22 protein-coding genes and 1 pseudogene are annotated in these 26,596 nt (G+C 65.2%); 14 read left to right on the top strand and 9 right to left on the bottom strand.

Annotated elements, in window-relative coordinates:
• On the top strand, positions 1-1,957 hold a 1,957-nt coding region (locus JNN06_RS01260; RefSeq protein ID WP_291237784.1), incomplete at its 5' end, for a Hint domain-containing protein.
• A gap of 37 nt (positions 1,958-1,994) precedes the next feature.
• On the opposite strand, the gene JNN06_RS01255 is transcribed toward JNN06_RS01260, so the two are convergent.
• The 5 genes from JNN06_RS01255 to JNN06_RS01235 form a co-directional block, all read right to left on the bottom strand.
• Positions 1,995-3,293, bottom strand: a complete 1,299-nt coding sequence (locus JNN06_RS01255; protein WP_291237783.1) for a branched-chain amino acid ABC transporter permease — start codon at positions 3,291-3,293, stop codon at positions 1,995-1,997.
• Entirely contained in the window at positions 3,293-4,303 is a 1,011-nt protein-coding gene (locus JNN06_RS01250; protein WP_291237782.1) for a branched-chain amino acid ABC transporter permease, read from the bottom strand. Before JNN06_RS01250 ends, JNN06_RS01255 begins: the two co-directional genes overlap by 1 nt.
• Before the next feature lie 3 nt (positions 4,304-4,306).
• A complete protein-coding gene (locus JNN06_RS01245) occupies positions 4,307-5,017 on the bottom strand; it encodes an ABC transporter ATP-binding protein (RefSeq protein WP_291237781.1) in 711 nt (236 codons plus the stop codon).
• A complete protein-coding gene (locus JNN06_RS01240; RefSeq protein ID WP_291237780.1) occupies positions 5,010-5,798 on the bottom strand; it encodes an ABC transporter ATP-binding protein in 789 nt (262 codons plus the stop codon). The genes JNN06_RS01245 and JNN06_RS01240 overlap by 8 nt, the downstream gene beginning before the upstream one ends.
• A 147-nt stretch (positions 5,799-5,945) precedes the next feature.
• Positions 5,946-7,130, bottom strand: coding sequence for an ABC transporter substrate-binding protein (locus JNN06_RS01235; RefSeq protein ID WP_291237779.1), 1,185 nt, complete (start codon positions 7,128-7,130; stop codon positions 5,946-5,948).
• Between the two features lie 155 nt (positions 7,131-7,285).
• On the opposite strand from JNN06_RS01235, the gene JNN06_RS01230 reads away from it, so the two are divergent.
• The 3 genes from JNN06_RS01230 to JNN06_RS01220 all read left to right on the top strand — a co-directional run bounded on the left by JNN06_RS01230 (position 7,286) and on the right by JNN06_RS01220 (position 9,433).
• Positions 7,286-8,401, top strand: coding sequence for a PQQ-dependent sugar dehydrogenase (locus JNN06_RS01230; protein WP_291237778.1), 1,116 nt, complete (start codon positions 7,286-7,288; stop codon positions 8,399-8,401).
• Between the two features lie 83 nt (positions 8,402-8,484).
• On the top strand, positions 8,485-9,021 hold the full coding sequence (locus JNN06_RS01225) for a DUF805 domain-containing protein (protein ID WP_291237777.1): 537 nt from the start codon (positions 8,485-8,487) through the stop codon (positions 9,019-9,021).
• A gap of 7 nt (positions 9,022-9,028) precedes the next feature.
• On the top strand, positions 9,029-9,433 hold the full coding sequence (locus JNN06_RS01220; RefSeq protein ID WP_291237776.1) for a DUF805 domain-containing protein: 405 nt from the start codon (positions 9,029-9,031) through the stop codon (positions 9,431-9,433).
• A gap of 162 nt (positions 9,434-9,595) precedes the next feature.
• Here the strand turns inward: JNN06_RS01220 and JNN06_RS01215 are convergent, their stop codons facing one another.
• On the bottom strand, positions 9,596-10,618 hold the full coding sequence (locus JNN06_RS01215) for a GlxA family transcriptional regulator (RefSeq protein WP_291237775.1): 1,023 nt from the start codon (positions 10,616-10,618) through the stop codon (positions 9,596-9,598).
• Between the two features lie 193 nt (positions 10,619-10,811).
• Here JNN06_RS01215 and JNN06_RS01210 point away from each other — a divergent pair, with 193 nt between their 5' ends.
• Complete coding sequence (locus JNN06_RS01210; protein ID WP_291237774.1) at positions 10,812-12,182, top strand: class II 3-deoxy-7-phosphoheptulonate synthase; 1,371 nt, start codon at positions 10,812-10,814, stop codon at positions 12,180-12,182.
• A gap of 196 nt (positions 12,183-12,378) precedes the next feature.
• Positions 12,379-12,801: a nucleoside-diphosphate kinase gene (gene ndk / locus JNN06_RS01205; RefSeq protein WP_291237773.1), complete on the top strand. Its 423-nt coding sequence runs from the start codon at positions 12,379-12,381 to the stop codon at positions 12,799-12,801.
• Positions 12,802-12,850: 49 nt separating this feature from the next.
• Here ndk and JNN06_RS01200 read toward each other — a convergent pair whose 3' ends face one another.
• Together JNN06_RS01200 and JNN06_RS01195 are read right to left on the bottom strand one after the other, a co-directional pair.
• A complete protein-coding gene (locus tag JNN06_RS01200) occupies positions 12,851-13,192 on the bottom strand; it encodes a TfoX/Sxy family protein (protein WP_291237772.1) in 342 nt (113 codons plus the stop codon).
• 366 nt (positions 13,193-13,558) lie between these two features.
• Complete coding sequence (locus JNN06_RS01195; protein WP_291237771.1) at positions 13,559-13,759, bottom strand: heavy-metal-associated domain-containing protein; 201 nt, start codon at positions 13,757-13,759, stop codon at positions 13,559-13,561.
• Between the two features lie 121 nt (positions 13,760-13,880).
• On the opposite strand from JNN06_RS01195, the gene JNN06_RS01190 reads away from it, so the two are divergent.
• From JNN06_RS01190 to JNN06_RS01180, 3 genes are all read left to right on the top strand, one after another.
• Positions 13,881-16,298 (top strand): heavy metal translocating P-type ATPase, encoded by a 2,418-nt coding sequence (locus JNN06_RS01190; RefSeq protein WP_291237770.1) that lies wholly within the window; start codon positions 13,881-13,883, stop codon positions 16,296-16,298.
• On the top strand, positions 16,295-16,690 hold the full coding sequence (gene cueR, locus JNN06_RS01185; RefSeq protein ID WP_291237769.1) for a Cu(I)-responsive transcriptional regulator: 396 nt from the start codon (positions 16,295-16,297) through the stop codon (positions 16,688-16,690). The genes JNN06_RS01190 and cueR overlap by 4 nt, the downstream gene beginning before the upstream one ends.
• Positions 16,691-16,751: 61 nt before the next feature.
• Positions 16,752-17,810 (top strand): dipeptidase, encoded by a 1,059-nt coding sequence (locus JNN06_RS01180; protein ID WP_291237768.1) that lies wholly within the window; start codon positions 16,752-16,754, stop codon positions 17,808-17,810.
• Positions 17,811-17,988: 178 nt separating this feature from the next.
• Here JNN06_RS01180 and JNN06_RS01175 read toward each other — a convergent pair whose 3' ends face one another.
• Positions 17,989-18,423: an Rrf2 family transcriptional regulator gene (locus tag JNN06_RS01175; RefSeq protein WP_291237767.1), complete on the bottom strand. Its 435-nt coding sequence runs from the start codon at positions 18,421-18,423 to the stop codon at positions 17,989-17,991.
• Between the two features lie 373 nt (positions 18,424-18,796).
• On the opposite strand from JNN06_RS01175, the gene JNN06_RS01170 reads away from it, so the two are divergent.
• The 5 genes and pseudogenes from JNN06_RS01170 to JNN06_RS01150 form a co-directional block, all read left to right on the top strand.
• A complete protein-coding gene (locus JNN06_RS01170; RefSeq protein ID WP_291237766.1) occupies positions 18,797-21,181 on the top strand; it encodes a glycogen/starch/alpha-glucan phosphorylase in 2,385 nt (794 codons plus the stop codon).
• A gap of 76 nt (positions 21,182-21,257) precedes the next feature.
• The gene (gene glgB, locus JNN06_RS01165) at positions 21,258-23,453 is read left to right on the top strand and encodes a 1,4-alpha-glucan branching protein GlgB (protein ID WP_291237765.1); all 2,196 of its coding nucleotides are present in this window, start codon (positions 21,258-21,260) and stop codon (positions 23,451-23,453) included.
• A gap of 39 nt (positions 23,454-23,492) precedes the next feature.
• Entirely contained in the window at positions 23,493-24,764 is a 1,272-nt protein-coding gene (gene glgC / locus JNN06_RS01160) for a glucose-1-phosphate adenylyltransferase (RefSeq protein ID WP_291237764.1), read from the top strand.
• Positions 24,765-24,892: 128 nt separating this feature from the next.
• Positions 24,893-26,335 carry a glycogen synthase GlgA gene (gene glgA, locus JNN06_RS01155; RefSeq protein WP_291237763.1) on the top strand — a complete coding sequence of 481 codons (1,443 nt, stop codon included), beginning with the start codon at positions 24,893-24,895 and terminating at the stop codon, positions 26,333-26,335.
• A pseudogene (locus JNN06_RS01150) lies at positions 26,335-26,596 on the top strand (glycogen debranching enzyme GlgX); the annotation flags it as partial. The gene glgA and the pseudogene JNN06_RS01150, both read left to right, overlap by 1 nt.

The raw sequence follows: 26,596 nt of genomic DNA, 5'->3' as shown, positions 1-26,596 counted from the left end.
CACTCTGGCAGGCGGGGATGACCGCGACCGGCTGGAAGGCGGCGCGGGCGATGACTCGCTCTCGGGCGATGCGGGCAATGACACGCTGCTGGGCGAGGCGGGCAATGACAGCCTGAACGGCGGCACCGGCGATGACAGTCTGGATGGTGGCGCCGACAATGACACGCTGATCGGTGACGCGGGCAATGACACGCTCTTGGGCGGCGATGGCAATGACAGCCTGAATGGCGGCACCGGCGATGACAGTCTGGATGGCGGCGCCGACAATGACACGCTGATCGGGGATATTGGCAACGATACCCTTCTGGGCGGCGATGGCGCCGACAACCTGTCGGGCGGGGCGGGCAATGACAGCCTCTATGGCGGCCTCGGCAATGACACGCTGGCTGGCGGCGATGATCGCGACCGGCTGGAAGGCGGCGCGGGCGATGACTCGCTCTCGGGCGATGCTGGCAATGACACGCTGCTGGGCGATGCGGGCAATGACAGCCTGAACGGCGGCACCGGCGATGACAGTCTGGATGGCGGCGCCGACAATGACACGCTGATCGGTGACATTGGCAACGATACGCTCCTGGGCGGCGATGGTGCCGACAGCCTGATGTCCGGCGCGGGCAATGATCAGGTCTTTGGCGGCCTTGGCAATGACACGGTCTGGGCGGGCGATGACAATGACCTGATCTATGGCGGCGACGGCGATGACACGCTGTCGGGCGAGCTGGGCAATGACACCGTTTACGGCGATGCCGGGAATGACACGCTCTCGGGCGCCGATGGCGATGACCGGCTGTTTGGCGGCAGCGGGGCCGATGTGCTGCGCGGCGCCACCGGCAATGACAGCCTTGAAGGCGGCGACGACAATGACAGCCTGGATGGCGGCTCGGGTGATGACACGATCCGCGGCGATGCGGGCGATGACACGATCCTGGCGGGCAGCGGCAATGACCTGCTGTTTGGCGGCAGCGGCAATGACCAGATCACCGCCTCGGTCGGGGATGACACGGTTGACGCGGGCAGCGGCAATGACCTGGTTTCGGGCGATAGCGGCAATGACAGCCTCTCGGGCGGGGATGGTAACGATACGCTCTCGGGCGGGACGGGCAATGACACGCTGATCGGCGGCGCCGGGGCAGACAGCCTCTCGGGCGGCGATGATCGCGACACCTTTGTCATCGGCGCCGACGGCATCGGCGATACGGTCGATGGCAATGAGGGTGGCGACGATGTCGACACGCTTGACCTGCGCGGCATCGGCAAGGCGCTGACCAATATCATCTTTGACCCCGCCAACCCGGAAAACGGTGTGGTCCAGTTCCTTGATGCCAATGGCAATGTCATCGGCACGATGAACTTCTCGAATATCGAGACGCTGATCCCCTGCTTCACCCCCGGCGCGCGGATCGCGACGCCGCAGGGCCTGCGCGCAGTCGAGACGCTGCGGGTGGGGGATCTGGTGCTGACCGCGGATCACGGGCCGCAGCCTCTGGTCTGGGCGGGGGCACGCCATCTGGGCGCGGCGGAACTGGCGGCCAATCCGGGCTTGCAGCCGGTGCGCATTGCCGCCGGGGCGCTTGGTCTTGGCCTGCCCGAGCAAGATCTGGTCGTGTCGCCGCAGCACCGCATGGTGTTCAGCGGCCCGCGTGCCGAGATCCTGTTTGGCGAGGCGGAGGTCTTGGTGGCGGCGCTGCATCTGGTGGGCCTGCCGGGCATCACCCGTGACGCTGTGCAGGAGGTCACCTATCTGCACATCATGTGCGCCGATCACGAGTTGATCTCGGCCGAGGGCGCGCTGACCGAAAGTTTCCAGCCTGCCGCCCGGCAGTTGCCCGGCATGGACAGGGCGCAGCGCGACGAATTGCTGTGCCTCTTCCCCGAACTGGCGCGGGGTGACGTGGCGATGCAGGCGGCGCGGCGCAGCCTGAAGGCGCATGAGGCGCGGGTGTTGCTGGCCGCGTGAGGCGACAAAAGGAAAGGGCACCCGAAGGTGCCCTTTTTCATTTCTCGGGGATCAGGCCGCGGGGGCTGAACCTGAGAACCAGCAGCAGGATCACCCCCAGTGACAACAGCCGCATATGCTGCGCGCTGTCGACCAGATGCGCCTTCAGCGGCCCTTCCGACAGGCCCATGGTGACAAAGCCCATGATCTGCGGCCCAAGCGCCTCCACGATCAGCCACAGCCAGCCGATCAGCAGCGCGCCCAGAACGGCGCCCCAGTTATTGCCCGAGCCGCCCACGATCACCATCACCCAGATCAGGAAGGTGAAGCGCAGCGGCTGATAGGTGCCGGGGTTCAGGATGCCATCCATCGAGGTCAGGATCGCGCCGGCCACCCCGCACAGCGCCGAGCCGAGGATGAAGACCTGCAAATGCCGCGCGGTCACATCCTTGCCCATGGCGCGGGCGGCGTCTTCATTGTCGCGGATGGCGCGCATCATGCGGCCCCACGGGCTTTTCAGCGCGCGTTCCGACAGCCAGATGATGCTGGCCAGCACGGCGAGGATCATCACCATATAGACCAGCTTCACGAAGATCGACGAGAAGGTGACCGGATCGGCGCCGATGCCATGGGCAAGGCTCAGGAACCAGTCGGCCTTTTGCAGCTCGACCTCATAGGGCACGGGCCAGGGCCGCTCGCTCAGGTTCATCATCTTGACGCCCCGGCCCAGCCAATCCTCGTTCTTCATCACCGCGATGATGATCTCGGCAATGCCCAGCGTGGCGATGGCGAGGTAATCCGAACGCAAGCCAAGCGCGGTCTTGCCAATGGCCCAGGCCGCCGCCGCGGCCAGCAGGCCACCGATGGGCCAGGCCAGCAAGACCGGCAGGCCAAGCCCGCCCAGGTTGCCGGTGACCGAGGGGTTGATGGCCTCGACCGCCGAAACCGCCGGGTCAAAGACCATGCGGAAGGCGACAAAGCCCACCAGCAGCACCGCCAGCAGCGTGAGCGTGCGGGCGCGGCCCTTGGCCATGCGCTTCCAGACCTGCACCCCGGCAATCAGGGTGGCGAGGCCGATCAGCAGGCCCAGAACGATGCCACTGCCGCCCGCCGCCCAGCTTTCGCGCACCGGCGGGGCAGAGACGAGGGCGACAGACAGGCCGCCAAGCGCGGCAAAGCCCATGATCCCGGTGTTGAACAGCCCGGCATAGCCCCATTGGATGTTGACGCCGAGGGCCATGATGGCCGAGACCAGCGCGAAGTTCAGGATGAACAGCGCCTGGTTCCACGAGATCAGCAGCCCGGTCAGCACGAACAGCAGGGAAACTGCGGCAAAGAGTTTGGTGGTCTTCGACATCAGTAGGATTTCCCCTTGAACAGGCCGGTCGGCATGAACAGCAAGACGATGATCAGGATGGCAAAGCTGACGGCGAATTTGTAATCCGTGCCCATCAGTTGCAGCAGCCCGTCCGGCGCCAGGCTGTCAGGCAGCACATAGGTTGCCACTTTCTTCCAGGCATAGGTCAGCATCACCTCGGAAAAGGCGATGACAAAGCCGCCCGCGATGGCCCCCAAGGGCGAGCCGAGGCCACCCACGATGGCCGCCGCGAAGATCGGCAGCAGAAGCTGGAAATAGGTGAAGGGCCGGAAGCTCTTGTCGAGGCCGTAAAGCACGCCCGCGATGGTCGCCAAGGCGGCGGCCAGAATCCAGGTCACCTGCACCACGCGGTCGGGGTTGATGCCCGAAAGCAGCGCCAGATCCTCGTTATCGGCAAAGGCGCGCATGGATTTGCCGGTGCGGGTCTTTTGCAGGAACCAGAACAGCGCGGCCACGGTCACCGCGGCGGTGATCACGGTCACCGCCTGACTGCCCTTGATGGCCAGACCTTCGGTCAGCCCGGTCATCGCCTTGAAATCGCCCGCCGAGATCAGGAAGCGCCCGCCATCGGCAAAGTTCTGGTCATCGACGCCGATGATCAGGCGCACGATGCCGTTCATCACGAACATCACCCCCATCGAGACGATGACCAGGATGGTGGGCGAGGCCTTCTGGCGGCGGTAGAAGCGATAGACCACGCGGTCAGTGCCCAGCACCAGCATCGCCGTCGCGGCAATGCCGAAGGGCAGGGCCAGCAGCGCGGTGGGCAGCACGCCCGCCGTGATGCCCAGCGACTGGAACCACCAGGTCAACAGGATGGTGACCATGGTGCCAAAGGCCATCGTGTCGCCATGGGCAAAGTTGGAAAAGCGCAGGATGCCATAGATCAGCGTGACACCCAGCGCGCCAAGCGCTAGTTGCGCGCCATAGGCAAGCCCCGGCACGAAAACGAAATTCAGGAAGGCCACAAGGGCGTTGAGGAAATCCATGGCTCAGCCCCCCAGGAACGAACGGCGGACATCGGGGTCGGCCATCAGGGCCTTGCCGGTATCGGTGAAACGGTTGGCCCCTTGCACAAGCACATAGCCTTTATCCGCAATCTCAAGCGCTTGCCGGGCGTTCTGTTCCACCATCAGGATCGAGATGCCGGTGCGGGCGATCTCGATGATGCGGTCGAACAGCTCGTCCATCACGATGGGCGAGACGCCGGCGGTGGGCTCGTCCAGCATCAGAACCTTGGGGCGCGTCATCAGGGCGCGGCCCACGGCCACCTGCTGACGCTGGCCGCCCGACAATTCGCCCGCAGGCTGATTGCGCTTGGTCTTGAGGATGGGGAACAGGTCATAGACCTGCGCGATGGTGTCGGCGTAATCATCCGTGCGGATAAAGGCGCCCATCTCCAGGTTTTCCTCGACCGTCATCGAGCCGAAGATGTTGTGGGTCTGCGGCACAAAGCCCATGCCCTTGGCCACGCGGGCCTGCGGCGTCAGGGCGGTGATGTCCTCGCCCTCCAGCTTCACATGGCCCTCGCGCAGTTTCAGCATGCCGAACACCGCCTTCATGGCGGTGGATTTGCCCGCGCCATTGGGGCCGACGATCACGGCGATCTCGCCCTTTTCGACGGCAATGGTGCAGCCATGCAGAATATCGGCGCCACCATAGCCGCCGGTCATCTGGTGGCCGATCAGAAAGGGCTCAGCCATGCGCGGCCTCCTTCACCTTGTTCTTCAGGCCGGTGCCCAGATAGGCCTCGATCACGCGCTCATCGGCCTTGATCTCGGCCAGCGTGCCCTGCGACAGCACCTTGCCCTCGGCCAGACAGATCACCGGGTTGCAGATGCGACCGATGAAATCCATGTCATGTTCGATGACGCAGAACGTATAGCCGCGCTCCTGGTTCAGGCGCAGGATGGCGTCGCCGATGGTGTTCAAAAGCGTGCGGTTCACGCCCGCGCCGACCTCATCCAGAAACACGATCTTGGCATCCACCATCATGGTGCGGCCCAGTTCCACCAGCTTTTTCTGGCCGCCCGAGATTTGCCCGGCCTTCAGATCGGCGATATGGCTGATCGTCAGGAATTCCAGCACCTCATCGGCCTTGTCGCGCAGCTTGGCCTCCTCGCGCGCGACCTTTTCGCGGTTGAACCAGGTGTTCCACAGCGTCTCGCCCGATTGCAGGGCGGGCACCATCATCAGGTTCTCGCGCACCGTCATGGAGCCGAATTCATGCGCCACCTGAAAGGTGCGCAGCATGCCCTTGGCGAAAAGCTTGTGCGGCGGCAGCCCCGTCACATCCTCGCCATCCATGATGACGCGCCCCGAGGTCGGCGGCAGCCGCCCCGCGATCACGTTGAACAGCGTGGATTTGCCCGCGCCATTCGGGCCGATCAGCCCGGTGATCGAGCCTTTCGCAATTTCCAATGTCGCACCGTCGACAGCCCGGAAGCCGCCAAAATGCCGGTGCAGATTTTCTACACGGATCATCCCATGTCCCCTGAGAAGCGCCCCCGCAGGTGTTGTGCCCGGTCTGATGCCGGTCCTGTCGGGTCGGGCGGTTCGTCCCCTTAGCAAGACAGCGGCCCGGGGGGCAACCCCGGGCCGCTGCCGATCACACGGCGTGGCGCCGGGCGATCAACGGAACTTCGCGGTCTCGAACTTGCCGTCTTTCACGTCATATTCACGGAAGTTCCCGGCGCTTTCGCCGCTGCCCACCATTTCGACGGCGGTGGCGCCAACATAGTCGATGTCGGTGCCAGCTGCGATCAGCTCCAGCGCCTTGGCCAGCTCGCCCGGATAGATCGGCTCGCCGGGGGCATTGGCCACGTCCATCACCTTGGCGGTCCAGTCCTTGCCGGCGGTCGATTTCGCGGCTTCCATCGACAGCAGAATCAGCGCAGCCGCATCATAGCTTTCGCCCGAATAGGCCGAGGCGCCATCAAAGCCGGCGGCTTTGGCCACTTCCAGATATTTGGCGGCGCCGGGGCTGTCCGTGCCGGGAACCGAGCCGTAGGAGCCATTCAGCGGCGCGCCGATCGACTGGATCAGGGCCTCGCCATACATGCCATCGGGCAGGAAGAAGGTCGAGAAGGCGCCCGAATCGACCGAGGCCTGAATCATGCCCTTGCCGCCCTGATCGACGTAACCGGCGACGACCAGCACTTCGCCACCGGCCGAGGCCAGCGCCGCGACTTCCGCCGAGTAATCGGCCTTGCCGTCTTCATGCGGGGCCGACAGGGTGACCGCGCCGCCCTTGGCGGTGAAGGCTGCGGCGAAAGCATCCGCCATGCCCTTGCCGTAATCGTTGTTGGTATAGGTCACGCCCACCGATTTCACGCCGCGATCGGTCAGGATGTCGGCCATGATCTCGCCCTGACGGGCATCCGACGGGGCGGTGCGGAAGAACAGGCCGTCATCTTCGGCGGTCGAAAGCGCAGGCGAGGTGGCCGAGGGCGAGATCATGCCCACGCCATTCGGGCGCGCCACGTTTTGCAGGACGGCGCCGGTCACGCCCGAGCAGTCACCGCCGACGATGGCGGCCACCTTGTCCGAGGTCACCAGACGCTCGGCTGCCGATTGGGCGGCGGCGGCGTCCACGCAGGTGGTATCGCCGCGCACGGCTGCGACGGTCGAGCCGCCCATGAACTTGCCCGAATCGGACACTTCCTTGATGGCCAGTTCAGCCCCGGCGGCCATGCCCGGAACGGTGGTTTCCAGCGGGCCGGTGAAGCCGAGCAGAACGCCGACCTTCACCTCGTCGGCGGCGGCAGCCCCGGCGAACAGAGCGGTCGCAGCGGTGGCGAGCAGCAGTTTTTTCATTGTGTGACTCCCATGTCGGATATCAATCCTGCCGGGCAGGCTAGACCGCATGTGATCAAAAGAAAAGCGTCCTTTTGGCGATCTTTCGGGCAGTTTCGGCTTGATCCGGGCGGGATGCGACCCACCTTGAGGCAAAGGCGACATGTGGAGGCAGGATGCGGCGGGGCTTGGGGCATTTGGTATCGGGGGTGCTGGCGCTCGCCCCGGTCTGCGCGGCGGCGCAAGAGGTGATCCAGACCAGCGCGGGCCCGATGCGCGTGGTGGCGCAGGCCGAGGGGCTGGACGAGCCCTGGGCCTTCGCCTTTCTGCCCGATGGCGCCATTCTGGTGACCGAGCGGGCCGGGCGGCTGAGCCTGCTGACACAGGCCGGGCGGCAGGAGGTCAGCGGCCTGCCTGCGGTCTTTGCCGAGGGGCAGGGCGGGCTCCTCGATGTGATGGTGCCGCGCGATTTCGCCCGCTCGCGCGAGGTCTGGCTCAGCTTCGCGGCGCCTGTCGAGGGGGGCGGGGCCACTGCGGCAGGGCGCGGGCGGCTTTCGGCGGATGGCACCCGACTGGAAGGGTTCGAGACCCTGTTCACCGCCGAACCCTATGCGGGCGGGCGGCATTTTGGCGCGCGCCTGCTGGAGGCGCCGGATGGGGCGATCTGGCTGACCACCGGCGATCGCGGCACTGGCCCCGACGGGATGGAGGCGCAAGACCCTGCCAAGGTGGCGGGCAAACTGGTGCGCATGGCCCGGGATGGTGCGGTCACCGCGCTGAAGCCCGGCTGGGCGCCAGGAGTGCAAACGCTGGGTCATCGCAACATTCAAGGCGCGGCCTTTGCGCCCGATGGCCGTTTGCTGACCGTCGAACATGGCGCGCGGGGCGGCGACGAGCTGAACCAGATCACCACTTCCGGCGCCAATTTCGGCTGGCCGGTGATCACCTATGGGCGGAACTACAACTTCCTGCCCATCGGCGAAGGCACGGCGAAACCCGGCATGGAGCAGCCCCTGCATTATTGGGATCCCTCCATCGCGCCCTCTGGTCTCATGGTCTATTCCGGCAGGCTGGTGCCCGCATGGCAGGGCGATCTTTTCACCGGCAGCCTCAACAGCGGTTTCATCGCGCGGCTGGACCCGGAAACCCCGGCGGAAACCGGCTATGCCGAGGAGCAGATTGCAGGCGAGACCACAGGCCGGGTGCGCGACATTGCCGAAGGCCCGGAGGGCGCGATCTGGTTCCTGTCGGTCATAGACGGCGCGCTTTACCGGATGGAGCCGGAGGGGTGATCGCGATCTTTCTGGACAATTCATTCAACCATGGGTAGCTCTGCGGCAGTGATACCCGTCAGGGTGGTTTGCAGCGGGGTGCCATGACTTTCGCCGAGTCTGTAAAGATCTGCTTGCGCAAATGGCGTGATCGTTCCGGCCGCGCTGCCCGGTCCGAATTCTGGTGGTTCTGGCTGTTCACCTTGCTGATAAGCTTTGTGGTGGGCTTTGTGGAGGGGCAGTTCGGCCTCGCGACCTGGGGGAGCAACCCGGAGCATCCCTTTTACGGAATGGCCGAGGGACCGCTGAGCTTTGCCCTTATGTGGCTGTTTTTGCCACCCATGGTCAGCGTCGTGGTGCGGCGCCTGCATGACCGCAATGCCTCGGGCTGGTGGGCGCTGGTGCCCTATTCCAGCTATGCTGCGTTGCCGTTTCTGGGGAATTTCCTGCGCGAGGTCGAGGCGACGACCGGCATTGGCAGGCCGTCCGACGCGCTGATCGGCTGGTTTGTCGGCTTTGCCATCTGGAGCGTGGCCGCCCTGATTTTCACCATCGTGATGATGCTGCGCGGCACCCAAGGCGGCAATCGCTTTGGTCCTGACCCGCTGCAACCCGCCGATCTGTCTGAAACCTTCCGGTAAGAGCGCCATGGATATTGTGTCGAGTGTGCTGACGGTCTACCGCAAGACCTTTACCTTTCGTGGCAGGGCGCAGCGGTCTGAATTCTGGTGGTTCGCATTGGTGCAAGCGATCTTGGTGATCGCTGTGGCCGTTGTGGAGATGCGGCTGGGCTGGAGCGAGAATGGCACTGCCATGTTTGGCGAAGGCCCGCTGAGCCTCACCTTCCATCTTGGCCATTTGATGACATGGATCTCTGTCACGGTGCGGCGGTTTCATGACATGGATCGCAGCGGCTGGTGGGTCTTGCTGGCTCTGATGCCGATTGGCAGCCTGATCCAGGTGATCTGGCTGGCAAGACGGGGAACGCAAGGCGAGAACCGCTTTGGCCCTGATCCTTTGCAGCCCGTGCAGATGGCGGATGTGTTCGCCTGACGGCGGCCCGCAGCACCCGCAGGACACCCCGCTTTGACGGACAACCTGTCGTGTCAAACGCCCCCCGCAATGGCCAAGCGATTTCCGTCCGTCACGCGCCTTGAATTCCGGGGCGCGCGCGATTTTTCGTCGTAAAATCGGGTCTTCCCGGACCGCGCGGGGTCAGACCGCCAGCCGGGCGCCCAGGGCGGGCACTGCGCCTTGCGTGCCGCGTTCGCGATAGGGGGTGGTGTTGTAATGGCTCCGATAGCATTTCGAGAAATGCGAGGGCGAGGCAAAGCCGCAGGCCAGCGCCACGTTGATCACGCTCATATCGGTCTGCATCAAGAGGTTGCGGGCCTTTTGCAGCCGCAGCTCCATGTAATAGCGCTTGGGGCTGCGGTTCAGGTAACGACGGAACAGCCGCTCCAGCTGCCGGGTGGACATGCCCACATCATCGGCCAGATCGGCGGGCGAGATCGGGTCTTCGATCGCGGCCTCCATCATCTGAATGACCTGTGACAGCTTGGGGTGGCGCACGCCGATCCGGGTCGGGATCGACAGGCGCTGCGTGTCCTGATCGGTGCGGATCGCGTTGTAGATCAGCTGATCGGCGACCGTATTGGCCAGATCCTCGCCATGATCGGCGGCAATCAGCTTCAGCATCAGATCCAGCGAGGCGGTGCCGCCGGCGGTGGACATCCGGTTGCCGTCGATCACGAAGACCGATTTGGTCAGCTTGACCTCCTCGAACTCCTCCAGAAATCCATCCTGGTTTTCCCAGTGGATCGTCGCCTTCTTGCCATCCAGCAGCCCGGCCTTGGCCAGCGCATAGGCCCCAGTGCAAAGCCCGCCCATTGTGGCCCCACGCCGCGCCTCGCGCCGCAGCCAGCCGGTGACGGCGCGGGTGGTGGCGCGCGGCACATCAATGCCGCCGCAGACAAAGACCGTGTCGTCACGGTCGATCTCTTCCAACCCCATATCGAGCTTGAAGGCCGCGCCATTGGAGCAGACCGCGACCTCGCCACCTTCGCCTGCGAGCTTCCAACGATAGACCTCGCGACCGGCCACACGGTTGGCGATGCGCAGCGGCTCGATGGCCCCGGCAAAGGAGATCATGGTGAAACGGTCCAGCAGCAGGAAAACGAAGCGGCGCGCCTCGGTCTCTTTCGCAATGGCGGTGGCTTTGCGCGGAAGGGCAGTCATGTGCGACCTGTTCGTGTCGGTTTCGGGGTATCTATTCAGGATTTGACCGCGCATTCAAGAGTGCTTGTTGCTTTCGCGGCAAAAGCGGTCGGTTTTGGGGCAGGGGCGCGCGCAAGCGGCTGCCTGCCCCCATTGCCTTTCCCGCCATTTTGCCTATACCCGTTGCGCTACCGCTAACGGACGGAGGACTGCCATGACCAAAGCCTGGTCGAAATCGGATTGGCGCGCAAAGCCTCGGGTGCAAATGCCGGATTATCCGGATCAGCCCGCGCTGAACGCAGTCGAGGCCCAATTGGCAAAATATCCTCCGCTGGTTTTTGCCGGCGAGGCGCGGCGGCTGAAGAAGCAGCTCGCGCTGGCGGGCGAGGGCAAGGCCTTCCTGTTGCAAGGCGGCGACTGCGCCGAGAGCTTTGCCGAATTCAGCGCCGACAATATCCGCGACACGTTCCGCGTCATGCTGCAAATGGCGGTGGTGCTGACCTATGGCGCCAAGGTGCCGGTGGTGAAGGTGGGCCGCATGGCGGGCCAGTTCGCCAAGCCGCGCTCGGCGCCCACCGAGGTTATCGGCGGGGTGGAATACCCGTCTTACCGCGGTGACATCATCAACGGCTTCGACGCCGACATGGCCTCGCGCCTGCCCGATCCGGGGCGGATGCTGCAAGCCTATACGCAGGCGGCGGCCAGCCTGAACCTGCTGCGCGCCTTCTCCACCGGCGGCTTTGCCGACATCAACCGGGTGCATAGCTGGACCCTGGGCTTTGCCGAGCATGACAAGGCCGAGCGCTATCGCGAGCTGTCGAACCGCATTTCCGACGCGCTGGATTTCATGGCGGCGGCAGGCGTGACGGCGGAAACCGCCAACGAGCTGGCGCGGGTGGATTTCTACACCAGCCACGAGGCCTTGCTGCTGGAATATGAAGAGGCGCTGTGCCGGGTGGACAGCATCACCGGCCAGAATATCGCAGGGTCCGGCCATATGATCTGGATCGGCGACCGCACGCACCAGCCTGATGGCGCGCATGTGGAATTCTGCCGGGGCGTGCTGAATCCGATTGGCCTCAAATGCGGGCCGTCGACCACTGCCGATGATCTCAAGGTCTTGCTGGCCAAGCTGAACCCGGAAAACGAGGCCGGGCGGCTGACGCTGATCGCGCGCTTTGGTGCGGGCAAGGTGGGCGAGAACCTGCCGCGGCTGATCAAGGCGGTGCAGGAAGAGGGCGCCAATGTCGTCTGGTCTTGCGACCCGATGCATGGCAACACGATCAAATCCTCGACCGGCTACAAGACCCGGCCGTTTGATAGCGTGTTGCGCGAAGTGCGCGAGTTCTTCGCCATCCACAAGGCCGAGGGCACGGTGCCCGGCGGCGTGCATTTCGAGATGACCGGCAAGGATGTGACCGAATGCACCGGCGGTCTGCGTGCGGTGACCGATGAGGATCTGTCGGATCGCTATCACACCGCCTGCGACCCGCGCCTGAACGCCTCGCAATCGCTGGAACTGGCCTTCCTTGTGGCCGAAGAGCTGACCGCGCGGCGCGACGAGCGGCGGCGCGTGGCAATGTAATCGGGGAAGACGGGGGGCTGTCTGCCCCCCGCGCGCGCTTTGCGCGCTCCCCCCGAGGATATTTTTGAACAGAAAAAGAAGGGGCGTGGACGATTGCTGTCACGCCCTTTTCAACAGCGGCGGTGCATGGTAAGGCAGCGCCACAAATCCGGCGCGGGGGGCCAAATCCCGCGCCTTTTCACACCGGAGAGCCCCAATGGCCATCGAACGCACCCTGTCGATCATCAAGCCCGACGCCACCAAGCGCAACCTGACCGGCAAGATCGTCGCGAAATTTGAAGAGGCCGGCCTGCGCGTCGTCGCCTCCAAGCGCATCCATCTGTCGCCCGCGCAGGCTGGTGCTTTCTATGCCGAGCATTCGGAGCGTCCGTTCTATGGCGAGCTGTGCAGCTTCATGGCGTCGGAGCCGGTGGTCGTGCAGGTTCTGGAAGGCGAAGGCGCCATTGCCAAGAACCGCGAAGTGATGGGCGCGACCGATCCGGCCGCTGCCGATGCGGGCACCATCCGCAAGGAGTTCGCCCTGTCGAAAGGCGAGAACTCGGTTCACGGGTCGGATTCGGAAGCCTCGGCTGCCCGCGAAATCGCGTTCTTCTTCTCGGGTCTGGAGCTGGTGGGCTGATCTTTCAGCGCATCGCAGGATCGAAAGGCCGCCCCGTGGGGCGGCCTTTTCATTTGGGGCGCACGCCCATCTGGTTCAGCATCTCCTCCAGATCGCGCGGCAGGCCCGATGGCGCGGCAGCGGCCATGGCTTCGGCCTTCAGCGCGTCAAAGCGCAGGCGCAGCGCCTTTTTCTCCTCGCCCTTGCAATCGTTCCAGGGGCGGCCTTGCAGCCCCATCACCAGCACGTAATAGCCGATGAAATGCGGCGGGGTGCCCGAGCGCATCAGCGCCAGATAGGCGGCATCGGCGCCCATGGCGCGCACTTCCCCGGCGCTGCGGATGCCCGCGCGGGCAAAGGCGGCCTCGGAGGCGGGGCCGAGATTGGGGATGGTGGAGACAGGTTCAGACATCACGGCCGCTTGACATGCAAAAGGCCAGCCTGGGAGGCTGGCCCGGAATTTTCAAGGCGTAACTTGCAAGGGGCGTGGAATCAGATCGCGGCCCAATCGCGATAGATCGGCTGGCTGCCCTGCTGTTGCTGCGGGGCCGGGGTGGTCGCGCCGCCCTGCTGCTGCTGGGGCTGTTGCGACGAGGATTGCTGGGCCATGGGTCTGCTCCGGTTCACTGGCTTGCACGAAAGCGTCCGACGCACACCGCCATGACGCTTTTCGCTGCAAATATGTCGGCACGGGTTGACTGGCAAGCCCAATCCCGCCGGAGATTCGCAAATCGCAAAAATTTTAGGCAGTTTTGCAACGCTTTGTCGGGCTGGCGGTTCAGCTGACCACCTGCGCGGGAAATCCGATCGCATCCAGCAATTGCACGAGATCGCGGGCGCTCACATCGCCCTCGATCTCGGCCTGACGGCGTTCGCCGTCAAAACGCAACGCGGTGATGCCGGGCACCGGGGCGAGGGCGGCTTCGATGGAGGCGCGGCAATGGCCGCAGCTCATGTCGGGAATGGAAAGGGTGATCATGGGTGACTCCTGTCTTTGGCCCATCATGCAGCTTCCTGCCGCCGGAAGGTCAAGGGTGAAAACGGGGGGTTGACCTTCCCGTGACTGGAAGCCCCATATCGGCAGGCAAAGGAGCCTCACCATGGATCAGAAACTTGAAACCGCCGGTTCTCATCAGGCGCGATTCCATCTGGAGGGCATGACCTGCGCCAGCTGTGTGGCCCGGGCCGAGCGGGTGCTGCGGGCGCAGGCGGGGGTGAGCGAGGCACGGGTCAATCTGGCTGATGAAAGCGCCGAGGTGCGCTTTGACGCGCCTGCCACCCGCGCCACGCTGGCCGAGGCGCTGAGCCGCGCGGGCTATCCGCCGCGTCAGGCGGTCGTGTCGCTGAGCGTGGAAGGCATGACCTGCGCCTCTTGCACGGGGCGGGTGGAGCGGGTTCTGGCCGCGCAGCCCGGCGTGATCGCTGCGCAGGCCAATCTGGCGGCACGGCGCGCCAGTGTGACGGTATGGGAAGGTATGGCCGACCCTGCGCAGCTGGCGGCGGCGGTGAGCCGGGCGGGCTTTGCGGCGGTGCCGCAGGCGGCGGCCGATCCCGGAAGCAAGGCCCGCGAGATGGCGGCGCTGCGCCGTGATCTTTGGCTGGCCGCGCTTTTGACGCTGCCGATTTTCCTGACCGAGATGGGCGGGCATCTGATCCCGGCCTTTCATCACTGGCTGATGGGCGTGGTGCCGATGCAGGCGCAATGGGTGGCGCAAAGCCTGCTGGCTGCGCTGGTTCTGGCCTTTCCGGGGCGGCGCTTTCTGACCAAGGGCCTGCCCGCTTTGGCCCGCGGCGCGCCGGATATGAACAGCCTTGTCGCGCTTGGCACGCTGGCGGCCTTTGCCTATTCCTGCGTGGCGACCTATGCGCCCGCACTGCTGCCCGGCGCGGCGCGCGCGGTGTATTTCGAGGCGGCGGCGGTGATCGTGGTGCTGATCCTCGCGGGGCGGCTGATGGAGGCGCGGGCGCGCGGCCGGGCCGGGGCGGCCATCGCGGGCCTGCTGGATCTGGCGCCGAAGCTCGCATTGGTCGAGGGGCCGGAGGGCTGGGCCGAGCGCCCGGTGGCGCAGATCATCCCCGGCGCGCGGCTGCGCATCCTGCCGGGCGCGCGCGTGCCGCTGGACGGGGTGGTGGAGGAGGGCGCCTCCAGCCTCGACGAATCCATGCTGACGGGCGAGGCGCTCCCCGTTTCAAAGGCGCCGGGGGATCGTGTCACCGGCGGCACGCTGAACACCACCGGCGCGCTGGTCATGCGGGTGACGCAGGTGGGGGCCGATACGGTGCTGGCCCGGATCGTGGCCATGGTGGAGGAGGCACAATCGGCCAAGCTGCCGGTGCAGGCGCTGGTGGATCGCATCACGCTGTGGTTCGTGCCGGTGGTCATGGTTTTGGCGGCGGCGACGGTGGCGGTCTGGCTGATCTTTGGCCCCGGTCTGGCCGAGGCGCTGGTGGCCGGGGTCTCGGTTCTCATCATTGCCTGCCCCTGCGCGATGGGCCTTGCCACGCCGGTGTCGATCATGGTCGGCACCGGGCGCGCGGCCGAGCTGGGCGTGCTGTTCCGGCGCGGCGAGGCCTTGCAGACCCTGGCCGATGTGACGCGCGTGGCCTTTGACAAGACCGGCACCCTGACCGAGGGCAAACCGGTGCTGAGCGACCTCAAACCCGCCTCGCCGCATCTGTTGCGGCTGGCGGCGGCGGTGGAGGCGCAATCGGAACACCCGCTCGCGCGGGCGGTGGTTGCAGCGGCCAGCGGGCTGGATGTGCCGCCGGCGCAGGGCTTTGCCAGCCGCACCGGCCTTGGCGCCGAGGCGATGGTGGAGGGGCAGCGCGTGGCCGTGGGCGCGGCCCGGATGTTTGACGATTGCGGGCCATGGCTGCGCGAGGGCGAAGGCTTTGCCGTACAGGGCAAGACCCCGATCTATCTGGCCCTGGACGGCAAGGTGATGGGGGTGATGGCGGTCTCGGATACGGTGAAGCCGCAGGCCGCCGCCGCAGTGGCCGCGCTGCGCGGCATGGGGGTGGAAAGCGCCATGCTGACGGGCGATGCGCAACGGGTGGCGCTGGCCGTCGCCTCGGACCTGCGGATCACACAGGTGCATGCCGAGCTGATGCCGGGCGATAAGGTGAACATCATCAAGGGCTTGCGCCCCGGCGTGGCCTTTGTGGGCGATGGCATCAATGACGCGCCCGCGCTGGCGGCGGCGGATGTGGGCCTCGCGATCGGCACTGGCACCGATATTGCCATCGAGGCCGCCGAGGTGGTCCTGACCAGCGGCGACCCGCAGGGCGTGGCCACGGCCATCCACATCAGCCGCGCCGTGCTGCGCAATATCAAGCAGAACCTCGTCTGGGCCTTTGGCTATAATGCCGCGCTGATCCCGGTGGCGGCGGGGGCGCTGGTGCCCTTTGGCGGGCCGCAGCTTTCGCCCATGCTGGGGGCGGGGGCCATGGCGCTGTCTTCGGTCTTTGTGCTGGGCAATGCGCTGCGGCTGCGGCGCCTGCAAGGGGTGCGGGCATGAATATCAAGTATGTCGCCACCCGCGCGGGCTTGCCCGCAAAGACCATCCGCTATTACGAGGAAATCGGCCTGATCACCCCCTTGCGGCAGGCCAATGGCTATCGCGCCTTCCGCGAAAGCGACCTGCACAAGCTGGCCTTCATCGGCCGCGCCCGCAGCCTTGGCTTCACCATCGAGGATTGCCGGGCGCTGCTGGCGCTTTACGAGGATCGCGAACGCGCCAGCGCCGATGTGAAGGCCCTCGCCGCGGCGCATCTGGCCCGCATCGAGGCCAAGATCGCCGAGCTGCAAGCCATGAAGCGCACACTTTCCGGGCTGGTCGAGGCCTGCGCAGGCGATGGCCGCCCGGATTGTCCGATCCTGCAAGGGCTGGGGCAGGGGCATTGCTGTTGACCTCTGGCCTTCCCCGGCGCGCCGTGTCAGGTTCGGCGCAACGATAAAGACGGGGACGGATATGCAGCCGGTATTTGACGGCCATAATGACATTCTGCTGCGCTTGCAGATGGCGCCCAGGCGGCGCGAGGCGATCTGGCTGACCGGCGAAGGGCGCGGCCATCTGGATCTGCCGCGCATGCAGGCGGGCGGCTTTGCAGGTGGCATGTTCGCCATCTATATCCCCTCGCCCCCCGCGCCCGGCGCGCCGGATTACGATGCGCTGATGGACAACCCGCCCTATGAGGTGGAACTGCCCGCGATGATCCCGCTCGATGTGGCGCAACCCATCGCCCTGTCCGAGGCCGGGCATCTTTTGTGGATGGCGCGCGCCTCGCAAGGGGCCTTCCGCCTGTGCGGCACCGTGGCCGAAATCGAGGCCGCGCGGGCCGAAGGCGTGATTGCCGGCGTGATGCATATGGAGGGCGCCGAGGCGATCGACGCCAATCTGGACGCGCTGCACAGCTTTCACGCCATGGGGCTGCGTTCGCTGGGGCCGGTCTGGTCACGGCCCACGATCTTTGGCCATGGCGTGCCCTTCCGCTTTCCCGGTACGCCCGATACCGGCGCAGGCCTGACCGAGGCCGGGAGGCGGCTGATCCGCGAATGCAATGCGCTGAAAATCGTGGTGGACCTGAGCCATCTGAACGAGGCGGGCTTCAACGATGTGGCGGCGATCAGCGATGCGCCGCTGATCGCCACCCATTCCAACGCCCATGCCATCACCCCCTCGACCCGCAACCTGACCGACCGGCAACTGTCGGTGATCCGCGACAGCGGCGGCATGGTCGGGCTGAACTTCGCCACGGTGTTCCTGCGCGAGGATGGCAAACGCTCGGCCCGGATGGGATGGGAGCCGGTGCTGCGCCATCTCGATCACCTGATCACCCATCTGGGCGAAGATCATGTGGGCTTCGGCTCGGATTTCGACGGGGCCGAGATCCCGGAAGGCATCACCGATGTCGCGGGCCTGCCGAACCTGATCGCGGCACTTGGCGCGCATGGCTATGATGAGGCGCTGATCGCCAAGCTCGCCTGGGGCAACTGGATGTCGGTCCTGCGCCGGAGCTGGGGCGCCTGAAAGAGGGGGGCGCTCGCGCCCCCCACGGCCCCTGCCGGGCCTCCCCCCTGAGGATATTTAGGAACAGAAAATGAAGGGCGCGGCGCGTCTGCTTTCATTTTCTGTTCCTAAATATCCTCGGGGGTGAATTGAGCCGCAGGCTCAAGAGGGGGCGCGAGCGCCCCCTGTCTTGGCCGGGTCAAGCGACCTTCAGCAGGCCTTCAAGCGCGCCATTGCCGTCGACCATATCGCGCAGCGACAGCCGGTCGAGCGAGGCATAGAAGGCCTCCACCGCATCGGCGAGCGCGCATTTCAGCCGGCAGCATCCGGCCAGCGGGCAGGAGTTCTCGCCGCCCGCAAAGCATTCGGTGAAGGGCAGGGTGCTTTCAAAGGTGCGGAACACCTCGCCCACACGGATCGTCTCGGGCGCGCGGCCCAGCATCAGCCCTCCGGCGCGCCCGCGCACTGTATGCAGGAAGCCCTTTTGCGCGAGCAGGTGTATGACCTGCGCCAGATGGTTTTCCGAGGCATTGCAGGCGCTGGCGACCTCGGCCTTGCGGACAATGCGGCCGGGGTTCACGGCGCAGAACATCAGCGTGCGCATCGCCAGATTGGTGCGGGTGGTCAATCGCATGGGGGTCTCCGGGGGCGGATCAAGGCCGGTTTCCCGCAGGAATAGAATCGCGCGCCAGCGCGCGCCATGATTTGGATCATGTTTTGCCGACACAGGTTTTCGGCCATTGCCCAAAGGACGGGCAATGGCGAATCGATGCCGGTTCCATCAAAGCGCTTTGAATATGCAGGCTACTGATATTCATGGGGAAAATTAAGGTGAACTTACGGTTCGTTTGCGCTAACACTGACCTTGGACTGATGAAGCTTTCGGCAGGTTCCAGCTTGCAGCGCCCTTTCGGCGGCGATGGGAACCGGTCTTGCATCTCTGCGGCTTGCAGTCGCGGCGGGGCTCGGCCTTACTGGACCGGGGGCAACAACGATTGGAACGTGACGTGACCGAGATTACCGCGCCGCAGCTCAAGGCGGACATTCTGCGCCATCTGACCTTTACCCTGGGCAAGGATGCGCCGCATGCCAGCCTGTATGACTGGCGCATGGCGCTGTCATTCGCGATCCGCGACCGGATCGTGGAGCCGTGGTTCGCCTCGACCCGCCGCACCTGGGAGACCGGTCACAAGCGCGCTTACTATCTGTCGATGGAGTTCCTGATCGGCCGCCTGCTGGAGGATGCCACGATCAATCTTGGCCTGCGCGATCTGTGCGAAAGCGTGATGGCCGATCTGGGGCAGGATTTCCGCACCATCGTGGAAGATGAGCCCGATGCCGCGCTTGGCAATGGCGGGCTTGGCCGTCTGGCCGCCTGTTTCATGGAAAGCATGGCGACGGTCGGTTGCCCGGCCTATGGCTATGGCATCCGCTATGAACACGGGCTGTTCCGCCAGCGTTTCGAGAGCGGGCGCCAGGTCGAGACCCCGGAGGATTGGCTGACCCAACGCCACCCCTGGGAGTTCGAGCGCCCCGAGGCGGCCTATACCATCGGCTTCAAGGGCGAGATCGTCACCCGCGACGGGCGCGAGGTCTGGGTGCCGGGCGAAACCGTGCTGGCCGAGGCGCATGACACGCCGGTCATCGGCTGGCAGGGCAAATGGGCCAATACACTGCGGCTGTGGGGCGCCAAGCCCACCACGCTGTTCGATCTGGACCGCTTCAACCGCGGCGATTACGCCGCCGCCGCCGAGCCGGAGACCCTCGCCCGCACGCTGTCTCGCGTGCTGTATCCCGATGACACGACCTATCAGGGCAAGGAGCTGCGGCTGAAACAGGAATTCTTCCTGACCTCTGCCGCGCTGCAAGACATCCTGCGCCGCTTCAAGACCGGCGGTTACGCCATTGAGGATCTGCCGAAACATGTGGCGATCCAGATGAACGACACCCACCCGGCCATCGCCGGGCCGGAGCTGATCCGTCTGTTGATGGACGAGCATGGCATGGCGTTCGAGGCGGCGATGGACACCGCGCGCGCCTGTCTCGGCTATACCAACCACACGCTGTTGCCCGAGGCGCTGGAACGCTGGGCCACCTATACCTTTGGCAGCGTCCTGCCGCGTCACATGCAGATTGTGGAGCGCATCGACAGCTGGCACCAGAAGACCTACCCCACCCGCCCGCATTGGGTGGGCATCGTGAAGCATCACGAGGTGCGGATGGGCGAGCTGGCCGTGATCATGGCGCATAAGGTGAACGGGGTTTCGGCGCTGCATTCCGATCTGGTGAAGAAGAACCTGTTCCCGGAACTGGAAAGCCTGCATCCGCGTATCATCAACCAGACCAATGGCGTGACGCCGCGCCGCTGGCTGAAGATGTGCAACCGCCCGCTGTCGGACCTGATCACCCGGACCATCGGCGAGGGCTGGGAGGCCGATCTCGACAAGCTGCGCGCGCTGGAGCCGCATGTGAAGAAAAAGACCTTCCTCAAGGCCTTTGATGCCGCCAAGCGCGAGAACAAGGTGGCGCTGGCAGGCTGGATCGCGCAGAATTGCGGGGTGACCGTCTCGCCCGATGCTTTGTTCGATGTGCAGGTGAAGCGCATCCATGAATACAAGCGCCAGCTGCTGAACATTCTGGAAACCATCGCCCGCTATCACGACATCAAGGCCAATCCGACCGCCAACTGGGTGCCGCGCGTCAAGATTTTCGGTGGCAAGGCCGCGCCGGGCTATGTGGTGGCGAAGGAAATCATCCATCTGATCAATGATGTGGCCGCCGTGGTCAACAATGACCCGGATGTGGGCGACAAGCTGAAGATCGTCTATCCGGCCAATTACAACGTGAGCCTGGCCGAGCGTCTGATCCCGGCCGCCGACCTGTCGGAGCAGATCAGCACCGCCGGGAAAGAGGCCTCGGGCACCGGCAACATGAAGTTCATGATGAATGGCGCGCCGACCATCGGCACGCTGGATGGCGCCAATGTGGAAATCCTGCAAGAGGTCGGCGCCGAGAACTTCTTCCTGTTCGGTCTGGAGGCTGAAGAGGTGATGGAGCGGCGCAAGAACCCCGATCACGCCCGCGAGGCGATCACCGCCAGCAAATCCTTGCAGGATGTCTTGCAGATGATCGCTGAGGGCCGGTTCAGCCCCGAGGAGCCGGGCCGCTATCACCAGCTGGTGCATCGTGTCTGGCATCACGATTACTTCCTGGTGGCCGCCGATTTCGACGCCTATCGCGCCGCCCAGGCCGAGGTGGATGCCGCCTATGCCGACCGCGACCGCTGGCTGACCATGGCCGCGCTGAACACCGCGCGCTCGGGCTTCTTCTCGTCGGATCGCACGATCCGGGGCTATATGGCCGATATCTGGGGCCTGGACAGCGCCCTTTAACGGCCACAAGACCGGGGCAGGCCCTTGGCCTGCCTCGCAGATGCTGAGACTGATGCGCTTATCCGGGGGGAGACCGATGGCGAAATCCGGGGCGAAAAAGACCGCAGGGGGGCCGCTGATCGCGGTGGAGGAGGCCGAGGCGCTGCGTCAGGGCCGCCATGGCGACCCTTTCGGGGTGCTGGGCCTGCATGAGGTGGCGGGCCAGCCGGTGCTGCGCGTGATGCAGCCGGGGGCCGAGGCGGTTTTTGCGCTGTGCCCCGATCCGGTGGCCCTGCAAGCCCTGGGCGATGGCCTCTTTGCGGGCGTGCTGCCCAAGGCGGGGCCTTACCTGCTGCGGGCGCAGGGCCATGGCGCGGAATGGGACTGGGACGATCCCTATCGTTTTGGCCCGGTTCTGGGCGAGATGGACGAATACCTGCTGGGCGAGGGCACGCATCAGCGCATCTGGCAAGTGCTGGGCGCGCATGTGCTGACCCATGAAGGTGTGGAGGGCGTGCATTTCGCCGTCTGGGCGCCCAATGCCGAGCGGGTCTCGGTGGTGGGGGATTTCAACATCTGGGATGGCCGCCGTCACCCGATGCGCCGCCGCGGCGCCACCGGCGTCTGGGAGATTTTTGTGCCGGGCCTGCCCGAGGGTACGGTTTACAAATATGAAATCCGTGGCCCCGGCGGCGCGATGCAGCCCCTGAAGGCCGATCCGGTCGGCTTTGGCAGCGAACATGCGCCGAAGAATGCCTCGGTGGTGCGGGTGATCCGTGGCCCCTGGGATGATGCGGCATGGATGGACCGCCGCGCCGCCGCACATCGCATCGACGCGCCGATCTCGGTCTATGAGGTGCATCTGGGGTCGTGGAAGCGTGCGCCGGGCGACCGGATGCTGTCCTATCTGGAACTGGCCGATCAATTGGTGACCTATGCCGCCGAGATGGGCTTCACCCATCTGGAGCTGCTGCCGGTGTCGGAATATCCCTTTGACGGCAGTTGGGGCTATCAGCCGGTGGGCCTGTTCGCCCCCACCATCCGCCATGGCACGCCCGAAGAGTTCCGCGCGCTGGTCAATGCCGCGCACAAGGCCGGGCTGGGGGTGATCCTCGATTGGGTGCCGGGGCATTTCCCGACCGATCCGCATGGGCTGGGCCGCTTTGACGGCACCGCGCTTTACGAGCATCAAGACCCGCGCGAGGGCTTCCATCAGGACTGGAACACCCTGATCTACAACTATGGCCGGACCGAGGTGCAAAACTTCCTTGTGTCCAACGCGCTGTATTGGCTGGAGGAATTCCATATCGACGGGCTGCGCGTCGATGCGGTGGCCTCGATGCTCTATCGCGATTACTCGCGCGATCATGGCCAATGGGTGCCCAACAAGGATGGCGGGCGCGAGAATTACGAGGCCATCGCCATGATGCGCCGCATGAACAGCGTGGCCTATGGCGAGGTGCCCGGCGTGATGACGGTGGCCGAGGAAAGCACCGCCTTTCCCGGCGTGTCACGGCCCGTCGATTGGGGCGGGCTCGGCTTTGGCTTCAAATGGAATATGGGCTGGATGAATGACACGCTGTCCTACATGCAGCGTGACCCGATCCACCGCAAATACCATCATCACCAGATGACTTTCGGCCTGCATTACGCCTGGTCGGAAAACTATATCCTGCCCATCAGCCATGACGAGGTGGTGCATGGCAAGGGCAGCATGCTGGAGAAGATGCCGGGGCAGGGCGACGAGAAATTCGCCAATCTGCGCGCCTATTACGGTTTCATGTGGGGCCATCCCGGCAAGAAGCTGCTGTTCATGGGCTGTGAGTTCGCGCAAGGCCGCGAATGGGCCTATCGCCAAAGCCTCGACTGGCATCTGCTCGATTATCCGCAACATGCGGGCATGCAGCGGCTGGTGCGCGATCTGAACACGCTCTATCGCGCCACGCCCGCGCTGCATGTGAATGACACGCGGCCCGAGGGCTTCCAGTGGATCGACAGCAATGACGCCGAGGGCTCGACCTATTCCTGGGTGCGCTATGGCGCCGAGACGGACGCGCCGGTGGTGGTGGCGGTGAACATGACGCCGGTGGAGCGGCGCCTGCGCATCGGGCTGCCACGGGCCGGGCATTGGGCGGAGGTGCTGAACACCGATGCCGCGATCTATGGCGGCGGCAATCGCGGCAATCTGGGCGGCATCACCGCCGAGGCAGAGGCTTGGCAGGGGCAGGCGCATTCCGCCCTGCTGGTGCTGCCGCCGCTGTCGGCGGTGTTCCTGCGCCATTCGGACAATTGATTTCAAGGTGACCCGGCCAGGCCGGGGAGGGAGGGACAGATGAAGGCAAGACCGAACCAGAGGCTCAGCTCGCAGGCGATGGCTTTCGTGCTGGCGGGGGGGCGCGGGAGTCGCCTCAAGGAACTGACCGACCGGCGCGCCAAACCGGCGGTCTATTTCGGCGGCAAGACCCGGATCATCGACTTTGCGCTGTCAAACGCGCTGAACTCCGGCATCCGCAAGATGGCGATTGCCACGCAATACAAGGCCCATAGCCTGATCCGCCACATGCAGCGCGGCTGGAGCTTCTTCCGGGCCGAGCGGAACGAATATCTCGACATCCTGCCCGCCAGCCAGCGCGTCGATGAAAGCAAATGGTATCTGGGCACCGCCGATGCGGTCACCCAGAACATTGATATTGTTGATGATTACAATATCAAATACGTGATCATCCTGGCCGGTGACCATATCTACAAGATGGATTACGAGGTCATGCTGCAACAGCATGTCGAGACCGGGGCCGATGTGACCATCGGCTGCCTCACCGTGCCCAAGGCCGAGGCCACCGCCTTTGGCGTGATGGGGGTGGATGCCAGCGGGCGCATCACCGATTTCCTCGAAAAGCCCAAGAACCCGCCCACCATTCCGGGCGATGACGCGCATAGCCTTGCCTCGATGGGGATCTATGTCTTTGACTGGGCCTTCCTGCGCGAGCTGCTGATCAAGGATGCCGAAGACCCGAATTCCAGCCATGATTTCGGCAATGACATCATCCCCGAGATCGTGAAACACGGCAAGGCCATGGCGCATCGCTTTGCCGAAAGTTGCGTGACGGCGGGGTTGGAGGATGAGCCCTATTGGCGCGATGTGGGCACGATCGACGCCTTCTGGCAGGCCAATATCGACCTCACCGATTTCGTGCCGAAGCTCGACATCTATGACAACAGCTGGCCGATCTGGACCTATGCCGAGCTGGTGCCCCCGGCCAAGTTCATCCATGATGAGGACGGCCGGCGCGGTTCGGCCATCTCGTCGCTGGTGTCGGGCGATTGCATCGTTTCGGGGTCGGAAGTGCGCAACTCGCTGCTGTTCACCGGCTGCCGGACGCATAGCTTCTCCAGCATGGAATATGTGGTGGCGCTGCCGCAGGTGATCGTCAACCGCAAGGCCGAGCTGAAGAATTGTGTGATCGACCGGGGCGTGATCATCCCGGAGGGGCTTGTCATCGGGCAAGACCCGGAGGAAGACGGCAAATGGTTCCGCCGCTCGGAAGGGGGAATCGTGCTGATCACGCAGGACATGATCGACCGCTGGTCGCGGGCGAAGCTGTAAGCGGGTGATGTGAGACCAGGCGGGGGGCCAGCCCCCTGCACCACGCCAAAGGCGGGGGGCCAGCCCCCCGCACCATGCCAAAAGGCGGGGGGCCAGCCCCCCGCACCCCCCGGGATATTTGGGCCAAGATGAAGAAGGACGCAGGGATGAAGCGGGTGTTGTCGGTCGCGTCGGAATGCGTGCCTCTGGTCAAGACCGGGGGCCTGGCGGATGTGGTGGGGGCGCTGCCGGGCGCCCTGGCCGGGCAGGGCTGGGACATGCGGGTCCTGATGCCCGCCTATCGCGCCTTGCGCGCGCGTCTGGCGGATTGGCCAGAGGTCTTTGTCGAGGAGAACTTGTTCGGTGGTCGCGGCGTGGTGCGGGCGGGCGCGGTGGAGGGGGTCTCTGTACTGCTGCTGGATGCGCCGCATCTGTTTGACCGGGAAGGCGGGCCCTACAATGTGGGCGGCGCCGATTGGCCCGACAATCCGCAGCGCTTTGCCGCGCTCTCCTGGGTGGCGGCGAAGATCGCGCGTTTTGGTCTGGGGGATGGCTGGCGCCCGCAGGTGCTGCATGCGCATGACTGGCAGGCGGGCCTTGCCCCGGCCTATCTGGCCTTTGGCGGCCCGCGCGATGTGGCGACGGTGATCACCATTCACAACATTGCCTTTCAGGGCTGGGCGCCGGTGCAGATGCTGGAGGCGCTGCGCCTGCCGCAGCATGAATTCCACCCGGCATCGCTGGAATATTACGGCGGCCTGTCCAGCCTGAAGGCCGCGATGGTCACTGCCGACAAGATCACCACCGTCTCGCCCTCTTACGCCGCCGAGCTGATGCGGCCCGAATTCGGCCTTGGCCTGCAAGGGCTGATCGAGGCGCGGGCGGCGGATGTGGTGGGCATTCTGAACGGGGTGGATGAGGCCGTCTGGAACCCAGAGGCCGAGGAGACCCCCTATTCCGCCAAAAAGCCCAAGGGCAAGGCGCAGGCCCGCGCCGCGCTTTGTGCCGAATACGGGCTGGAGGTGCCTGGGCCGCTGGCCATCGTGGTCAGCCGTCTGACCGATCAGAAGGGCATGGACCTGCTGCCCGAGGTGCTGCCCGATTTCATCGAAGCCGGTGGCGGGCTGGTGCTTCTGGGCTCGGGCGATCCGGCGCTGGAGGCGGCGATGCAGGGGTTGGCCGAACGCTTCCCCGGTCGGGTTGGCGTGACCATCGGCTATGACGAGGCGCTGAGCCACCGCATGTTCGCCGGTGCCGATGCCGTGCTGGTGCCCTCGCGGTTCGAACCCTGCGGCCTGACCCAGATGTATGGGCTGCGCTATGGCACGGTGCCGGTGGTGGCCGCCGTGGGCGGGCTTGCCGATACGGTGATCCATGCCAACCCGGCCGCCTTGGCGCAGGGCGTGGCGACCGGCCTCACCTTCACGCCCACCGATGCCCCGGCTTTCGCCGAGGCGCTGCGGCGGCTGGTGGCGCTGCATGGCGACCCGAAACTTTGGGCGCAGATCGTCAAGCGCGCCATGGCGCAGCCGGTCGGCTGGGAGGCCTCGGCCGCCGCCTATGCCCGGCTTTATGAAAGCATCCTGCGGTGATGATCGCCGCGCAAGGCAATCTGCCCGACCGTCTGGCGGGCCATGCCATCAGCCCGGGCCGCCCCTGGCCGATGGGGGCGAATTTTGATGGCGAGGGGGTGAATTTCGCCCTCTTCTCGGCCCATGCCGAGCGGGTGGAGCTGTGCCTTTTTTCCCCCGATGGCCGCAAGGAGCTGTGCCGCATCCCGCTGCGCGACCGCGATGGCGACATCTGGCATGTGCATGTCGGCGGGCTGACGCCGGGGTCGCAATATGGCTACC

The sequence above is a fragment of the Gemmobacter sp. genome (genome assembly GCF_016792925.1).
In the GTDB taxonomy this organism is placed as follows: domain Bacteria; phylum Pseudomonadota; class Alphaproteobacteria; order Rhodobacterales; family Rhodobacteraceae; genus Gemmobacter.
Note: the sequence above shows the minus strand (reverse complement) of the source record. Positions and strands in the feature narration are given on the sequence as shown.

Coding starts and splice junctions, on each gene's coding strand:
- JNN06_RS01255 (WP_291237783.1), bottom strand. CDS start 3,293: ATGTCGAAGACCACCAAACTCTTTGCCGCAGTTTCCCTGCTGTTCGTG.
- JNN06_RS01250 (WP_291237782.1), bottom strand. CDS start 4,303: ATGGATTTCCTCAACGCCCTTGTGGCCTTCCTGAATTTCGTTTTCGTG.
- JNN06_RS01245 (WP_291237781.1), bottom strand. CDS start 5,017: ATGGCTGAGCCCTTTCTGATCGGCCACCAGATGACCGGCGGCTATGGT.
- JNN06_RS01240 (WP_291237780.1), bottom strand. CDS start 5,798: ATGATCCGTGTAGAAAATCTGCACCGGCATTTTGGCGGCTTCCGGGCT.
- JNN06_RS01235 (WP_291237779.1), bottom strand. CDS start 7,130: ATGAAAAAACTGCTGCTCGCCACCGCTGCGACCGCTCTGTTCGCCGGG.
- JNN06_RS01230 (WP_291237778.1), top strand. CDS start 7,286: ATGCGGCGGGGCTTGGGGCATTTGGTATCGGGGGTGCTGGCGCTCGCC.
- JNN06_RS01225 (WP_291237777.1), top strand. CDS start 8,485: ATGACTTTCGCCGAGTCTGTAAAGATCTGCTTGCGCAAATGGCGTGAT.
- JNN06_RS01220 (WP_291237776.1), top strand. CDS start 9,029: ATGGATATTGTGTCGAGTGTGCTGACGGTCTACCGCAAGACCTTTACC.
- JNN06_RS01215 (WP_291237775.1), bottom strand. CDS start 10,618: ATGACTGCCCTTCCGCGCAAAGCCACCGCCATTGCGAAAGAGACCGAG.
- JNN06_RS01210 (WP_291237774.1), top strand. CDS start 10,812: ATGACCAAAGCCTGGTCGAAATCGGATTGGCGCGCAAAGCCTCGGGTG.
- ndk (WP_291237773.1), top strand. CDS start 12,379: ATGGCCATCGAACGCACCCTGTCGATCATCAAGCCCGACGCCACCAAG.
- JNN06_RS01200 (WP_291237772.1), bottom strand. CDS start 13,192: ATGTCTGAACCTGTCTCCACCATCCCCAATCTCGGCCCCGCCTCCGAG.
- JNN06_RS01195 (WP_291237771.1), bottom strand. CDS start 13,759: ATGATCACCCTTTCCATTCCCGACATGAGCTGCGGCCATTGCCGCGCC.
- JNN06_RS01190 (WP_291237770.1), top strand. CDS start 13,881: ATGGATCAGAAACTTGAAACCGCCGGTTCTCATCAGGCGCGATTCCAT.
- cueR (WP_291237769.1), top strand. CDS start 16,295: ATGAATATCAAGTATGTCGCCACCCGCGCGGGCTTGCCCGCAAAGACC.
- JNN06_RS01180 (WP_291237768.1), top strand. CDS start 16,752: ATGCAGCCGGTATTTGACGGCCATAATGACATTCTGCTGCGCTTGCAG.
- JNN06_RS01175 (WP_291237767.1), bottom strand. CDS start 18,423: ATGCGATTGACCACCCGCACCAATCTGGCGATGCGCACGCTGATGTTC.
- glgB (WP_291237765.1), top strand. CDS start 21,258: ATGGCGAAATCCGGGGCGAAAAAGACCGCAGGGGGGCCGCTGATCGCG.
- glgC (WP_291237764.1), top strand. CDS start 23,493: ATGAAGGCAAGACCGAACCAGAGGCTCAGCTCGCAGGCGATGGCTTTC.
- glgA (WP_291237763.1), top strand. CDS start 24,893: ATGAAGAAGGACGCAGGGATGAAGCGGGTGTTGTCGGTCGCGTCGGAA.